This is a genomic window from Pseudomonas sp. HK3 (assembly GCF_052920985.1).
In genome coordinates, this window is the sequence record NZ_JBREXD010000002.1 from 549952 (window position 1) to 565333 (window position 15382).

At 43.2% G+C, this 15382-nt stretch carries 14 protein-coding genes; 9 read left to right on the forward strand and 5 right to left on the reverse strand.

Annotated features, from left to right (window positions below; genetic code table 11):
* Positions 1–4 precede the first annotated feature (4 nt).
* Both ACU6U9_RS13495 and ACU6U9_RS13500 read right to left on the reverse strand, forming a co-directional pair.
* Positions 5–400: a hypothetical protein gene (locus ACU6U9_RS13495; RefSeq protein WP_446735548.1), complete on the reverse strand. Its 396-nt coding sequence runs from the start codon at positions 398–400 to the stop codon at positions 5–7.
* A 43-nt stretch (positions 401–443) separates the two neighbouring features.
* Positions 444–707, reverse strand: coding sequence for an FAD assembly factor SdhE (locus tag ACU6U9_RS13500; protein WP_446735876.1), 264 nt, complete (start codon positions 705–707; stop codon positions 444–446).
* A gap of 207 nt (positions 708–914) precedes the next feature.
* Here ACU6U9_RS13500 and ygfZ point away from each other — a divergent pair, with 207 nt between their 5' ends.
* From ygfZ to ACU6U9_RS13540, 8 genes are all read left to right on the forward strand, one after another.
* Positions 915–1910: a CAF17-like 4Fe-4S cluster assembly/insertion protein YgfZ gene (gene ygfZ / locus ACU6U9_RS13505; protein ID WP_446735549.1), complete on the forward strand. Its 996-nt coding sequence runs from the start codon at positions 915–917 to the stop codon at positions 1908–1910.
* A 48-nt stretch (positions 1911–1958) separates the two neighbouring features.
* On the forward strand, positions 1959–2786 hold the full coding sequence (locus ACU6U9_RS13510) for an HDOD domain-containing protein (RefSeq protein WP_446735550.1): 828 nt from the start codon (positions 1959–1961) through the stop codon (positions 2784–2786).
* A 133-nt stretch (positions 2787–2919) separates the two neighbouring features.
* Positions 2920–3507, forward strand: a complete 588-nt coding sequence (locus ACU6U9_RS13515; RefSeq protein ID WP_446735551.1) for a hypothetical protein — start codon at positions 2920–2922, stop codon at positions 3505–3507.
* Positions 3508–3568: 61 nt separating this feature from the next.
* Positions 3569–4024: a GNAT family N-acetyltransferase gene (locus ACU6U9_RS13520; RefSeq protein WP_446735552.1), complete on the forward strand. Its 456-nt coding sequence runs from the start codon at positions 3569–3571 to the stop codon at positions 4022–4024.
* 139 nt (positions 4025–4163) lie between these two features.
* Entirely contained in the window at positions 4164–4655 is a 492-nt protein-coding gene (locus ACU6U9_RS13525; protein ID WP_446735553.1) for a DUF4442 domain-containing protein, read from the forward strand.
* Between the two features lie 361 nt (positions 4656–5016).
* A complete protein-coding gene (locus ACU6U9_RS13530; protein ID WP_446735554.1) occupies positions 5017–7182 on the forward strand; it encodes a membrane dipeptidase in 2166 nt (721 codons plus the stop codon).
* A 95-nt stretch (positions 7183–7277) separates the two neighbouring features.
* Positions 7278–8625 (forward strand): IS1182 family transposase gene (locus tag ACU6U9_RS13535; protein ID WP_446734186.1). Its coding sequence is split into 2 segments (ribosomal slippage): positions 7278–8075 and positions 8077–8625, totalling 1347 coding nucleotides; the frame shifts between segments, so codons are not numbered across the junction.
* Between the two features lie 389 nt (positions 8626–9014).
* Complete coding sequence (locus ACU6U9_RS13540) at positions 9015–9440, forward strand: hypothetical protein (RefSeq protein WP_446735555.1); 426 nt, start codon at positions 9015–9017, stop codon at positions 9438–9440.
* A 16-nt stretch (positions 9441–9456) separates the two neighbouring features.
* Here the strand turns inward: ACU6U9_RS13540 and ACU6U9_RS13545 are convergent, their stop codons facing one another.
* The 3 genes from ACU6U9_RS13545 to ahr form a co-directional block, all read right to left on the reverse strand.
* Complete coding sequence (locus ACU6U9_RS13545) at positions 9457–10629, reverse strand: type III PLP-dependent enzyme (RefSeq protein WP_446735556.1); 1173 nt, start codon at positions 10627–10629, stop codon at positions 9457–9459.
* A gap of 186 nt (positions 10630–10815) precedes the next feature.
* On the reverse strand, positions 10816–12534 hold the full coding sequence (locus ACU6U9_RS13550) for a potassium/proton antiporter (RefSeq protein ID WP_446735557.1): 1719 nt from the start codon (positions 12532–12534) through the stop codon (positions 10816–10818).
* A gap of 234 nt (positions 12535–12768) precedes the next feature.
* A complete protein-coding gene (gene ahr / locus ACU6U9_RS13555; protein WP_446735558.1) occupies positions 12769–13773 on the reverse strand; it encodes an NADPH-dependent aldehyde reductase Ahr in 1005 nt (334 codons plus the stop codon).
* A 266-nt stretch (positions 13774–14039) separates the two neighbouring features.
* On the opposite strand from ahr, the gene ACU6U9_RS13560 reads away from it, so the two are divergent.
* Positions 14040–15371 carry a DEAD/DEAH box helicase gene (locus ACU6U9_RS13560; protein ID WP_446735559.1) on the forward strand — a complete coding sequence of 444 codons (1332 nt, stop codon included), beginning with the start codon at positions 14040–14042 and terminating at the stop codon, positions 15369–15371.
* Positions 15372–15382: the final 11 nt, after the last annotated feature.

Genomic DNA, 15382 nt, shown 5'->3' on the forward strand with positions numbered 1-15382 from the left:
CTTCTTAATTTTTGCCTTGATATTGCTGACGCATGAGCGCCACTAATTGGCGATGACATTCTGCGTCACAAGCATCGGCTATGATAATCTCCCACTGCCAAGGTTCCGCTTTTTGCATTGGGTTAGTCGCGCATTGGCGGTATTGCATGATCACACACGAGGGCCAAACTTGATGTGCCCGCACATCAACCGATACCCAATTATCATATCGCTTTAAACGGGCTTGGCCATTATAAAACTGCCATTGGCGCGGCTGACAAAATGGTAACTGGCCATGCCTGAGCCGTTTAAAGTAAACACCTTGAATGAGCAATAACGGTAATAAGCATAAAACAACCGAATAATGAAAATACGCACTAATGGCCGAAAGGTAAGCCAGTATTAACCCGACATGCAGCACATATTGGCTACGCTCCAATAAAGTCGATGAAGCGACCGACAGATTAACCGGGTTGTACACGTTTAAGAATTATCGCTACGATATCAGCAAGGTCCTGATCATCAGGGGTGCCTGTTTGCATAAACCATTTAAATAAGTCTGGGTCTTCACTGTCTAGTAGCTTGCGGTACTTGGCTTTATTCTCTTCGTTTAGATCACTGTACGCTTCTTCAACAAACGGCAGTAATAAAAGGTCCAATTCCAACATGCCACGACGACTATGCCACCATAGGCGTTTTTTTTCTGTGGCCAATTGCTCGGCTGTCATTTGTGAGCGATCTTCTGACACAGGCACCTCTTACATACAAACTGAGTAGGATAATTTGGGCCGCAGTATACCACTCGCACCTTCTAATTGGGAAAGCCAATGGGGTAAATGGGTCTGTTTTATGGAATTAAGGGTTTCAGCACGAAAGGATTTACCCTGAGCGCTAATCCTGAGTAAAATAGTCGGGTTATTAATTAGGAGTTCTCCATGGCTACCATTTGGTCTGAATTAGCACCGCTTACAGCACAAAGCCCCTCATTTGATTGTGCTGTTTATCCCATTGAAGATCAGCAGGTGTTGTCGATTGTGGGCCCTGATAGCAAGAAGTTCATGCAAGGCCAATTCACCTGTAACCTTAATGACATTTCAACCACGCAATTTCGTTTAGGTGCTTGCTGTAACGCTAAGGGGCGTATGGTTTCGAGCTTTAACTTATTACAACAGGCTGATGGCCAATATTTGCTTGGATTAGATGCTTCTCTCTCAGCTACCACTCTTAACCACCTAAAGAAATACATGGTCTTTTTTAAAGCCCAAATGCAGGTAGCCGATTACGTGATGGCAGGTATTCAAGGTGCGGACGCTTCAAGCATGCTGGTCAGTCTTTTTACACAAATCCCAATTAACGATTTTGATCAAACCAATGAAAATGGCCATGTGTTGGTGAAACTGCCTCACGGTGCAGGGTATCAATTATGGCTAGACCCAAGCCAAGCAAAAGACACTCTAGCGCAGATTATTAGTAAGTGCACACTATCAACAAATAACCTTTGGAATGAGAACCTTATTCGTCATGGTATTGGCCATGTCAGTGCTAGCACCAGTGAAGCGTTTATTCCGCAAATGATTAACTTTAGCCAAAATGGCGGTGTGAGCTTTAGTAAGGGCTGCTACACCGGACAAGAAATTGTGGCTCGCATGCAGTACCTGGGCAAATTAAAACGCCACATGTATCGCTTAGGGTTTGATAGCACGTCTACGATTAACGCGGGTGATGATGTCTTTGTAACGGGGCAAAATAATCCAGTAGGCGTTGTAGTCAATAGTGTAAACACGAGCGGCCAGCAGCAAGCGCTGGTTGTACTGGAAGACAAGGCCCTGCCTAAACTCGCTGACGGGGCAATTATTGTGGGCACAAATCAGGCAATTGCCAAAGAGCTGCTATCCTTACCGTATGATGTAGTGAATGAGCAGCCAGAATAAAGGACGCGTCTAATTAGCTGGCCAGCCATCCCCAAATAAGGACAGCCCATGGCCAGCATGTTAGAAACCGTTGCTAATGAACTCATTGATCAAATTAAACAAGACACCCTCGTTTTACCGAGCCTGCCCGAGGTGTGTTTAAGAGTCCGCGATGTTGCTGAAGACATCAAGTCCAGCATTCCCCAGCTAGCCAATATTATTATCCAAGATGCCGCACTTTCTGCACGAGTCATTAAAGTAGCGAACAGCCCTCTTATGCGCACACCGTCAGAAGTCACTGACCTTGTCACGGCCGTCAACCGATTAGGAATTAACTTCACATCGAATCTGGCCATGGGATTGGCTATGGAGCAGTTATTTCAAGCCACCAGTGATGTGGTTGATCGCCGCATGCGCAGTATTTGGCAACAAAGCTCAGAAGTGGCGTCTATCTGCCATGTGCTTTCAAGCCATTACACCAAACTTCTCCCTGACCAAGCCATGCTAGCAGGCTTAGTTCATAAAATTGGCGCACTGCCTGTACTCACCTATGCCGAAGACAACAAAGCACTTTTAAACGACGGCTTTGCCTTAGATAAATTGATAGAAAAGCTCCACCCTGTCATTGGCAGTCACATCTTAAAAGCATGGCGATTTCCCAAAGACATTTTGAATGTGCCAGGGCAATACTTAAAATTTGATCGTGAAATAGAAAAAGCCGATTACGCTGATTTGGTCACAGTCGCCGTGCTGCAAATCCATGCCAACACTGAACACCCCTACGCTAAACTGGATTGGAGTACGATTCACGCATTTGAGCGCATCGGCTTATCCCCCAGTATGGATATTGCAGAAGCCATTGAACTCGATGACGACATCTCAGGGTTACTGCAATAACGCCCCATACACAAGTCAGTTATATCTTATGACACACGGACTATTAAACACCCATCACCATGATTGATGCCTAAACTACCCTGCCCGAAATTTAGACTATACTCAGGTATGTGACCATGACAGGGATAGCTCCATGGCAAGTGAAAAAGAACGACTAATCGATAAAGATCCAGACTCCGGTGACGAGTCCGAAGTACCTGCGGGTGTGCCGTTTTATAAGAGCCCTACATTTGCCTTAGTCATTAAAGTGAGCCTTGCCTTGGGCATTGTCAGCACTCTAATTACCGGCCTACTGATTACAAATTCACGCCTAAGTGGTGTCGAAGAGCTATTTAAAAGTACCCTTACCCAAGTCACTCAAATATCAGACCAACAGAAAGTCATTGTCGAAAACATCAAAACCCTGACTACCGAGCATAAAAGCTTAGTGCAAAATGTTGAAACCCTTGATCTTGATAGCGCCCAAGGTGAGTTAAGCCAAGCACTTAAAATTCTGGATACCCAAAGTAAAGCTATTGATAAGCAACTCGCTGTCACTCGAAATGGTTTGGTTAGCTTATCAAGAATGATAAAAGGCAGTCGAGTATGGCAAGAAGACTACAGCGGGCAATATAAATTACTGTTTGATCAAAACAAAGAAATCAAAAAAATGATTAACGACTTACGTGGCATTCAAGAGGTTAAACGGGAAGAACCTCAATATATAGAGATGGATTTCTAATACACTCCTGCCCTGTTTTTCCTTACAATGACCAACTTATTTAACTAGGAATACGTTGGTCATGACTTCTGACCTAGCCGCTCAGGCCCCAAACCACTTAATATTCAAAGAGTGGCAAGGTGAAAATTTTCGTACTGTGAACCAATTTTATCGCCGCCAAAAACACAAAGGCAGTGCCAGCCGTGATGAGCGCGTGTTTATGATCGAAGATGATGAACAGATTATTGCTGCCGTAAGGCTGGTGCCTTATGACGGCTTTTACTGGCTACGCAGCCTATATGTAGAACAATCACGGCAAGGGCATAGACTCGGCTCGCAACTATTGGCCTTTGTACATAGTAATACTCAATTACCTATCTACTGCTTTCCATACCTGCATCTTGATCACTTTTATCAACAAGCAGGCTATGACTTTATATACGAAGACGAAATGCCTCAAAGCATTCATCAACTGTATACCCGCTACAACCGTAAAGGCCCAGGTATTTTAGCCATGGCAAAATTCTCCGATAAATAACCCACCTCCTAGGCTAACAATTATGCGCTCAAAACGGTGCTATTCCTGACTTTATCGGCATTTTGTGATTGCTCCAACTGAGAGTAGAATAGCCCTTCGCTATATTTCAACGTTAGAATAATTAATAGAGATACACCTTATGAGCCAAGCAAACCAATTAAGCAAGATCGCAGCCACACTACAAAACCTGCCAGAATTCATGCGCAGCTTTGCTATGAGCAAGGCATTTGGCAGTAAAATAAAATACGCCGGCCACTCAGGTATACGCTTTGAAAAACTCAGTAATAATGAGTGTGTGGTGAGCATTAAAAACAAAAAGAAAGTACAGAACCATATCGGTGGCGTCCATGCAGCGGCAATGGCATTACTCGCTGAAACCGCCACGGGGTTTGTATTCGGTATGAATGTACCTGATAGTAAGTTACCACTGATTAAAAAAATGAACATCGATTACGTTAAACGCTCCAGCGGTGACATGCGTGCCGTTGCAACATTAACTGACGAACAAATACAAAAAATTAAAACAGAAGAAAAAGGGGACGTCGTGGTCTCAGTTATCATCACAGACGAAGCCAATGTAGAGCCCATTAACGCCGAAATGACATGGGCTTGGGTTGCCAAAAAACGGTAATCGAATTTAGTTAAACCAAAACCATGATTTTGACTAAATTGCGCCACTGTAAAGTACATTGGCGCAGTTATTCTTTTTCTCTTCTCATTGCACGCCACTTATTATTTTCTTGTCTTAATTTAACACTCAACTGGCCAAATTTCACATGGGTGAAAGTCCATTCATTCTCTTTACTCAATGAAGTGCGAAAAAGGTTGGTGCCTTCCGCGAAACTCTCTATCTGAGCCATGGATTTTTAATTTATCCCATTAGACGTTCAAATCAACAACATGATCTTGAATTTCGCCAAAGGCCAGAGCATCAGAGTTATGCCACAACACCCTAACCTTCTCGCTCATTTCAACCATAAAAAGAGAACGCCATGAATAAAGTTACGATCAGTGCATTTGGGCTCTGTGCAAGCCTTGTATGTAGCACGACGCTAGCCATGTCAAAGTCCCCAGCCGCCCCAGCACCTCAGCCTCAAGCCCAAGGTTACAATGGTGATGTCAACGCAATGGCTCAGCAATGTTTTTCGGTCCAGTCACCCAGTACCGGCAATTACTTAACCAAATACACAAAAGGTGGTTTAGTTGATAATGGCTTGGGCTATCACTTTATTAACACCGCAAAAGACAACGCAAGTCGTTTCTTCATGAAACCGACTTCGTTTGGCAAGTATTTATTAACCGACCAAGATGGCCGCTACTTTGCTAGCCATTTGCCTGCTGAAATCAGTGCGGGTCGCTATGCTGGTAAATTCGCCGAGTGGACACTTAACAAAGAAGGCAATGATCGTTACAGTTTGCATGGTACCGCTTTAAATATGAAAGTACGCGCACGCACCGATAAAGGCACCATGTACTTTTTTGATTTATTTAATCCATTTAATTTCAATAGTGAAAACACCTTTAAGTTAGTGGCGCAAAATAATTGTACCGACTTCCCTGAAGTAACCACAAATGTGCAAGGTGATATTAACGCGCTTAAAGGCGATGTAAACGAACCTGTACGTGGCTTTGTTGATCCACATACACACATTACCTCTTATGAATTTATGGGTGGTAAAATGATGGCCGGTAAGCCATTCCATCGCTGGGGTGTTGAAGAAGCACTTAAAGACAGCAAAGACATTCACGGCCCGAATGGTTCTCTTGATTTAATTGGTAACATTTATACCTTTAACGATCCAAACATGCGTTACGATACTCGTGGCTGGCCTGATTTCCCATGGTGGCCTAACCATAAACAAATGAGCCATTCTGGTTATTACTACAAATGGATTGAACGTGCTTACCTATCTGGCATGCGTCTAATGGTTACCGACCTAGTTGAAAACGAAGTATTGTGTAATGTGCAAAAAACGATTAATCCTGCAAGCTGGATTAATCCTAATAGCTGTAACACCATGCAAAGTATCCGCTTACAAATTCAACGCTTACATGAAATGCAAGATTACGTAGATGCGCAAAATGGTGGCCCAGGTAAAGGCTTTTTCCAACTGGTTTCATCGCCAGAGCAAGCCCGCCAGGTTATTGCTGACGGTAAATTAGCAGTACTAATGGGTGTTGAAGCCAGCGAAACATTTAACTGTGGTTTAAAAGATACATGTACTGTCCACACAATTGAAACTCAGTTGAACGAGCTTTATGACTTAGGTGTACGGACTATCTTCCCAACCCATAAATTTGACAACAAGCTAGGTGGTTCTGCCGTTGAAGATGGCATCATGAATCTTGGCCAATTCTTAGCCGGTGGCCGTTTCTTTGAAACAAAAGAATGTGATGATCATACTCACGGACAAAACTTCACGTCTGGTTTTCCTCTCATTGGTCAAGTACCTGTCCTTAAAGACATCCTTAATGGTATTGGTTTAAACCCAGTTTATGATGAGAGCATTGAGCATTGTAACCAAAATGGTATTTCTGATTTAGGTGTGTACTTAGTCAACCGTATGATCGACAAAAACATGTTAATCGAACTTGATCACATGAGTAACGATACTGCGACCGCGGTTATGGACATCGTAGAAGCTCGTAACTACTCAGGTGTTATTACGTCACACAGCTGGATGCGTGATGGTAAAAATGGTGAAGTACATGACAATACTCGTCGTCTGATTGAAGCCGGTGGCTTTAGCACACCTTATAACTCAGATGCCAATTCGGTTAGCGGTAGCATCAGTCGTTATCTAGATATTGTTGAGCAAACGCCTTATCTAAATGGGGTTGGTTTTGCGACTGATATGAGCGGCTTAGGCGGTCAAGCTGGCCCACGTTATGATACCGATACCGACCCACTTAATTATCCATACACCTCTGAATTTGGATTTGTGTTCGATAAACAAGTATCAGGCAATCGTGTATTCGACTTAAACACAGATGGTATCGCTCACTTCGGCTTAGTCGCGGATCACTTACAAGATATTCGTGAGCAAGCACCGCAGCGTATTTATGAGTCGGTGATGAACTCTGCCGAAGCTTACCTGCAAATGTGGGAACGCGCTGAAAGCAGCACAAGCAGTGCTCACTATGATCCACTAAACTAAAATAACGACCTGCAATCAAAAAGGCGCTCATTGAGCGCCTCAGACTGCTGACAAAGTCCTCGCCTTTTTAGGTGAGGATTTTTTATAATAGGGCCATGCTAAATGACCGCCCCCAAACACAGTCGCAACTTGAGTTCGTTTCCATTGACGAGCTTGTGCCTAATGACCATCTTCTGCGCAAGATTGAGCAGAAAGTGGATTTCAGTTTTATTCACGATTTAGTCAAAGACTTTTATAGCCCCAATAACGGCCGACCGGCGTTAGATCCCACTTTGATGTTCAAATTATTATTCATCGGCTATTTATTTGGCGTGCGCAGCGAGCGCCAATTAATCCGCGAGGTTCAGGTTAACGTGGCCTATCGGTGGTTTTTAGGTCTTGGGTTAACCGACAAGATTCCCGATGCCTCCACCTTAAGCCAAAACCGTATTCGACGGTTTAAAGAATCCGATGTCTATCAGCAGATTTTTGATGAAATCGTGCTGCAAGCCATGAAGAAGAAGCTGGTGGGCGGAACCACCCTTTATACCGACTCTACTCATTTGAAAGCCAATGCCAATAAAAACAAGCACATTAAAGTGCAAGCACAAGCTGAACGCCAAGCGTATATGGATGAGCTGGATAAAGCGGTTGAGCAAGACAGGCTAGATCACGGAAAAAAGCCCTTGGCGTCGCGGTCAGAGACGCCCAATAAATCGAGAGACATCAAACAAAGCACCACAGACAAAGACAGTGGCTACATGGTGCGTGATAACAAGCCAAAGGGGTTTTTCTATTTAGACCATCGCACAGTTGATGCACGCTGCAACATCATTACCGACGTACACGTCACAGCGGGTAATGTTCACGACAGTGTCCCGTATCTAGCAAGACTCGACAGACAGGTGCAACGTTTTTGGATTTAATCTTCAGCATGTGGGTTTGGATGCTGGGTATTTTACCGCAGCGTTATGCAAAGGCATCGAAGATAGAAACCTTTATGGTGTCATGGGCTACAGACGACCCACGCATAAAAAAGGGTATTTCTACAAAAACCAATACGTTTACGATGAAACACAAGATCTCTACACCTGCCCACAAGGACAGAATGTTTTTTATCGCACCACCACTCGAGAAGGCTATCGCCAATATCATAGCGACGCAAACGCATGCCAACACTGCCCAGACTTAACGCGCTGTACCAAAAGTCAAAATCACACAAAAGTGATCACGCGGCATGTTTGGGAAGGCAGCAAGGATAGAATCAACGAACACCGCTTAACAGACAAAGGCAAACTACTTTACGCAAGGCGAAAGGAAACGGTGGAAAGAAGTTTTGCAGATGCCAAACAATTACACGGCTATCGCTACGCGCAATTTCGAGGCAAACACAAAGTGCAAATGCAGTGCTTAATGACGGCCGCTGCGCAAAATATGAAAAAGATCGCATTAATGGCAGCGTAAAGCGCTTTGCATTAAAAATGCCTGTCAGAAAAGCCTTATCAGGCCAAACTAAAGCTCGATAAGTGTGGGTGGAATATTAAATTGAGATATATGAGGTGAGAATAAATTGAGCAAGGAGGCGCTTAAATTGCCCTGAAATGAATAAACCCCAGTGAAAACACTGGGGTTTATCAGCAGTCTGAGGCGCTCATTGAGCGCCTTTTTTTTGTTTTACTAACCACAAGAACTTTTTATTCTATTTGCATCTAATTCCCTCTTAATACAACAAGGAATCACTCATACAACGGATAGCCGTTATTATTTCTCTTTTATTTCTAAGGGCCTGTGCAACCGCAACCGGCTATCATCCAGAAACAAATTATAGTGGGATTAAATACCACGAATCCCGCGTGAAAGATGTGTATTTATTTTACCCCGGCACCCGTATTCCCGGAGAATTCGAACAGTTAGGTATTGTGACGGCAACGGGTGATAAAGGCGCAAGCGATAATGATGTAATTGCACATTTAAAAATGAAAGCACTAAACTCATGTACTGACGCCATCATCGAAATAAACCGTCGTATTGCCCCACGAGATTCGGGTTTCATATTTGAGGATAAACAAGACAGCTATCATGCTATTTCATATCAAGGAACCGCCATCCGCTTTACTGATTTAGAGGCGCTGCCGGATCATGTTAAGGGCCATATGAGCGTACCAGATTATGATTCTCAGCAACTGGTACGCAGAGACAAACATAATCAATCAAATAGCATTATCTTTGAGTTATTGCTGTCTCTTACTATTGGTATCGCTTATTTAATTTCACTCTAATAACCGGCATTAAATATCATTCATTAAGGGCAATAATATTGGCCTTTTTAAAGAAGTTAAAGTCCGTCGCTGTGGCGCTGGTATAAGCGCCCATCATACGGGTAATAATTAAATCCCCATCATTTAATTTTGGCAGCAATATGTTTTCATCGATGACATCAATACTGTCACACGTCGGCCCAGCTAACACAGAAGCAATTTTTGGCCCTTGATTATTCAATACATCAATGGGGTAATGACCATGATCAAATAAAATACCACTAAACGAGCCATATACGCCATCATCTAAATAATACCAAGGCTTTTCACTGCGAATCGCTTGCCCCATAACAGACGCAATACTCATGACAGCAGGCCCAACAATAAATCGCCCTGGCTCAGCTAATAATTTGATCTGTTTATCCACCTTTGATAATGCTTCACGAATGGGCACGCAAAAGTCATCAATATTCAGTTCATCGTTATCATAAGCAACGGGGAAGCCCCCACCAATATCTAAAGTATTGATGGCAGGTAAGTTCTGAGCCTTTACGTCTTCGATTAAATCAATACAACGTTCAATCGCAAACACATAACGCTGTGCATCTTGCGTTTGAGAACCCACATGAAATGATAAGCCGTTAATTCGAATACCCAATTCATGAGCTTTGCGTAAAATACCAATAGCGGCATCAATGTTGCAGCCAAATTTTTTCGATAAATCAGAAAATACATCCGCGTTGGGAAAGCTTAAACGTAAAAAAAGCTCAACGTCATTTTTATATGGAACAAATTTTTCTAACTCATTCACGCCATCTATCACAAACCGCTTACAACCATAGTCCATGGCATACACAATATCTGAATGACGCTTGATCGGATGTGTGTGTATTGTCATCTCGGGGTTGACCCCTTGGCGCTTCACCATGTCCACCTCACCATTACTGGCAAGGTCAAAACATGCGCCTTCATTTAATAAGGTTTTTACGACGGTATCATGGGGCAGTGGCTTTAAAGCAAAGTGTAATGTCACATTAGGCAACGCTCGCTTGAGTAATTGATATTGTTCTCGCACGACTTGGCAATCAAGCAACAAAAGAGGTGAGCCGTGCTGCGCAACTAATTCTTCGATGATTGATTTTTGTGTCAATGAAAGCGGTAAATGACGCGCACCTATATTGGCTAATAAGTCGATATGTTCATATTTCATAGACGTATCCTTGGCTATTTTAGGCACTGAATCATGAATATTAATACTTAGCAATAAAGCATATAACGCTAAAGTTACAAGGGCGAAATAAGAAGTTTTTCAGAAGATAAGCCCTAATGCTGAGATAAATCAGAGCTTTTAGAGTATTGATTCAATTAAAATAAAAACGTACCTAAACAACTTCGTTTAGTGAGCGTTTACTTTTAGACCAATCAATACAATATGATCTCCTTCCATGCGTCGAACGGTTAACCTTAAAGACCCTACTTTGATACGGTCGCCAACCACTGGATGTTTGCCTAAGCGTGCCTTAAGTAATTCTTCAACCGTACCGGTTTCATTTACACTCACACCATAAACAAAGGCTAAATCGGCTAATGATGCATCAGGATTAATCACAAATTCACCAAAGAAATTACTCATCGCTAGCGTGCTTTGCTGGTCTTGTCGTGTAAATGATAATGCAGCGTCATCAATATCGTCGCTGCGCATCAACAACCAAATATGATCACCGGTTTGTATGGCTATATTATTTTCAATAGGCAGGGAATTTTCATCTCTTATTTGCGCAATCCATTTAGGATAATGATGCCAGCTTTGCGCAGGGTTAAAATTCGCCGCTTGGACTGGTGAGCCTTCTTCCACCACAAATTCAGCCACCTCTAAAGAATGCTCTAAACGATTAATCAATGAGTAACTGTGTCTGGGCGCGGGTACATGAGGAATAATCACTTTTAACCAGCGTGCCATAGGTGCAACCGTCGCCCCTTGCACAAGCAGTGATATAAGCACAATGACAAAGGTCATATCAAATAGCTCACGGGCGCCTTCAATACCGGCCATCACCGGATACAAAGCCAATACAATCGGCACCGCACCACGTAAGCCAACCCAGCTAATAAAAAAGCGTTCTTTCCAACGAAATCGAAAAGGCAGCAAACAAATCAATACCGCCAACGGCCTTGCCAAGAAAATTAAGAAAAACGCGATCGCAATAGAGGCCACGACATTATCAAGCACATGAGAAGGTGTAATCAGCAGTCCTAAAATTAAAAACATGCCCGCCTGTGCTAACCACGCTAATCCGTCCATCACTTGTAAAACCGATTCGGATGGTTTGCTGTTTGCATTACCGACTTTTAAACCTAATAAGTAAATGGCTAAAAACCCGCTGCCACCTAACAAATTAGTCCCTGAAAATACCACCATACCAAACGCAAGAATCAGCAACGCAAATAAACCATCACTTAAATTCATACGGGTTAATAAACTCGAAAGTAAAAAACCACCCGCTAAACCACAAGCCGCACCAAAACCAAACTGTTGTAAAAATAATGAAGCAAACGTATAAAAAGACGTAACCTGTGTGGTATCAACACTCAGTTGAACCAAAATAATGACCAATAGAATCGCCATAGGGTCATTCGCCCCAGATTCTATTTCTAGTGTACCGCCAACCCGTTCATTGAGTTTAATCCCGCTATTGCGTAATACGTTGAACACAGCAGCCGCATCGGTGGAACCGACAATCGCGCCTAGTAATAATCCAAATTGCCAAGGGATATCAAGTAGCCAAACTGCAAATGCACCGACACTGCCTGCCGTTAACATAACCCCCAATGTGGCCAACATGGTCGATGGCCAAAGCGCCGAGCGAAACGTGCTGACTTTTGTGCGCATACCACCATCTAATAAGATGACAGCAAGTGAAGCATTACCCACTAAAAAGGCTAATTCAAAATCATCAAATAAAATACCGCCAATGCCATCTTCACCCGCGAGCATGCCTACAGCCAGAAACAGCAATAAAAAAGGAAATCCAATACGAGCCGTTAATGAACCAGCAATAATACCGGTGAGCAGTAAAACGCCAGCAACAATCAGAAAGGTGTTGGTATCAGTCATATGACAATAAACTATCCATGTGGATTAAAACGCAGAGACACAGTTAGCGATCGAAAAACATACGAGACAGATGCAAGTATTAAACCGCTTACTTGTTTTATCACGAGCACGATACAACTGCAATTTGAATACATTCAAAAAGAAGATTAAGGACAAACATAGGAAGGGTTACCGCAAATGATACGTATAAAAAGCAGTCAAACATTCGTCTAACTGCTTATTATATTGCTTAGATTACTTAAACTTCACAACCGCACGATAACGCGCCTTGCCTTCTCGTACATGGTCGATGGCATCGTTGATTTTATCTTTATCAAATAATTCAATTTGCGGTTTAATGCCATGACGCACTGCAAACTCTAACATTTGTGCAATCACAGCAGGACTACCAACAGGGCTAGCCGAGACACTACGCTGCGCTAACATCATAGGAAACACACTGATACTTAGTGGCTCTAATACCGCACCGACAAAATGCAAACGCCCCTTTGCACGTAATGTCCCCATATATGCATCCCAATTAAGCGACACATTTACGGTAGAGATGATCATATCAAAACTACCAGCAGCCGCTTCTAGTTGCGTCGCATCTTTTGAATTTAGGGTTTTATGCGCACCAAGAGCAATCGCTTCTTTTTCTTTGTCTGGGTTAGAGGTAAATGCTGTGACCTCACACCCCCAAGCATTTAAAAACTGTAACGCCATATGGCCTAAACCCCCAATACCAATAACGGCAACACGGGCAGAAGGTTTTAAATCAAACTGCACCATTGGGTTATACACAGTGACACCGCCACAAAATAATGGCCCGGCATAACTCATATCCAATTCATCAGGCAATTTCACCACAGCCGCACTTTGCGCACGGACCTTGTCGGCAAAGCCACCATGACGACCAATAATCGTAGGGCTCGATGTACCACATAGGTTGTGATCACCCGTCATACAGCTTTCACAATGATTGCAGTATGCACTGTGCCAGCCCAAACCCACACGATCACCGGCTTTTAGATGGGTTACATTACTGCCCACCGCGCTCACGATACCCGCCACTTCATGGCCAGCCACTAAAGGGTATTGGCTGAAGCCCCACTCGTTATCGAGCATGCTCACATCACTGTGGCAAACACCACAATAATGCACCTCAATTTCGACCTCTTGGCCCCCGATATCACCTGGCTCATATTGAAACGGCTCCAATGGGCCTTTGGCTTGCTTAGCTGCAAATGCATTAATCATGAGAATTCCTTGTTCGTCGTGGCAATCAAATTGGGGGCTATTAAAGCCTGAGTCATAAACACTGGCTATACCCTGATATCGAACGGGCTGTTGCATAAGAAATAGTGGCTAATCTTACAATACGCAACATATTTCCTTTTAGATTGAACAAACCTTGTTGGACAATCCGGAAAGTCTGAACAAATTCCCTCTTAAAAAGGAGATATACTCACCATTTTTACAAATTTCTGGTAGAATTCGCGCAAAATTTATACTGGTATTTGCCCTTGTTTACATCGTTTGATTTGCAACCACCGCTGTTAAAAGCTATTGAAGCCTTAAGCTTTAAAACCCCAACACCTGTGCAAGTACAGGCCATTCCTGAAGCGTTGAAACACAGGGACTTAATGGTATGTGCACAAACAGGTAGTGGTAAAAGCGCGGCCTTTTTACTGCCAATACTCAATCAGCTAATAACCAAAGCCGCCCCTGATTCAAAAACCCGTGCATTAGTTTTAGTGCCAACCCGTGAATTAGCGCGTCAGCTATTAAAGCAAACCGAAGCGTTGGCTAAATTCAGCAAGATTCAAGTGGCCTCAATTACAGGCGGGCAAGAATTTAAATTCCAAGCGGCGCTGTTTCGTAAAAACCCCGAAGTCATCATTGCCACACCTGGTCGCTTATTAGAACACATGGGGAAAAGTGAACACTTATTAGAAGATGTCGAAGTCTTAGTGCTTGATGAAGCCGATCGCATGCTTGACATGGGTTTCTCTGAAGACGTGCTCAACATTGCCAGTCAATGCTCGAAGCCTCAGCGTCAGACCATGCTATTTTCGGCAACGTTAAAACAAAAAGGCATGTACGAAGTCATTAAAACCGTATTAAACGATCCGCTTAATATTATGGTCGACAACTTTAAAGGCGAACACGAAAGCATCGCTCAAGAAGTTATGCTCGCCGATGACGACAAACACAAACAGCGCTTACTAACGTGGTTGCTATCAAACAAAACATTTCGCCAAGCCATTGTTTTTGTAAATACCAAAGTGAAGGCAGAAAGCCTTTACCACTTCTTGGACTACCACAATGTTAACGCTGGTGTTCTACAGGGTGATATGACGCAAGACGAGCGTAACCATGTGATGGTGCGAATGCAGCAAGGTAGCTTTGATGTATTAGTCGCCACCGATGTTGCAGCACGTGGACTCGATGTTAAAAAAATCGACCTAGTTATAAACGTTGATATGCCACGTAGTGGTGATGACTATGTACACCGTATTGGTCGTACTGGTCGCGCGGGCGAACTAGGTCTTGCAGTATCACTTGTCGATCACACAGAATGGAATCTAAAGTGCGCTATTGAGCGTTACTTACGTATTGAAATGGCACCCAAAAAAGCCAAAGGATTAGAGGGTAAATATAAAGGCCCTAAAAACATGAAATCCAACGGTAAACCGGTTGGCAAGAAATCGCCCAAGAAAAAAGATGGCAAAAAGACAACCGCTAAAAAATCAACAAACAAAGTCGCTAATGGTAAAAAGCCTGCGTCTAAAAAACCAGCTACACCTCGCTTTGGTGATGGCAGTGCCCCGTTTAAACCTAAGCGCAGTTCATAAGAACGGCGTTT

Coding starts and splice junctions, on each gene's coding strand:
- ACU6U9_RS13500 (WP_446735876.1), bottom strand. CDS start 707: ATGACAGCCGAGCAATTGGCCACAGAAAAAAAACGCCTATGGTGGCAT.
- ygfZ (WP_446735549.1), top strand. CDS start 915: ATGGCTACCATTTGGTCTGAATTAGCACCGCTTACAGCACAAAGCCCC.
- ACU6U9_RS13510 (WP_446735550.1), top strand. CDS start 1,959: ATGGCCAGCATGTTAGAAACCGTTGCTAATGAACTCATTGATCAAATT.
- ACU6U9_RS13515 (WP_446735551.1), top strand. CDS start 2,920: ATGGCAAGTGAAAAAGAACGACTAATCGATAAAGATCCAGACTCCGGT.
- ACU6U9_RS13520 (WP_446735552.1), top strand. CDS start 3,569: ATGACTTCTGACCTAGCCGCTCAGGCCCCAAACCACTTAATATTCAAA.
- ACU6U9_RS13525 (WP_446735553.1), top strand. CDS start 4,164: ATGAGCCAAGCAAACCAATTAAGCAAGATCGCAGCCACACTACAAAAC.
- ACU6U9_RS13530 (WP_446735554.1), top strand. CDS start 5,017: ATGAATAAAGTTACGATCAGTGCATTTGGGCTCTGTGCAAGCCTTGTA.
- ACU6U9_RS13545 (WP_446735556.1), bottom strand. CDS start 10,629: ATGAAATATGAACATATCGACTTATTAGCCAATATAGGTGCGCGTCAT.
- ACU6U9_RS13550 (WP_446735557.1), bottom strand. CDS start 12,534: ATGACTGATACCAACACCTTTCTGATTGTTGCTGGCGTTTTACTGCTC.
- ahr (WP_446735558.1), bottom strand. CDS start 13,773: ATGATTAATGCATTTGCAGCTAAGCAAGCCAAAGGCCCATTGGAGCCG.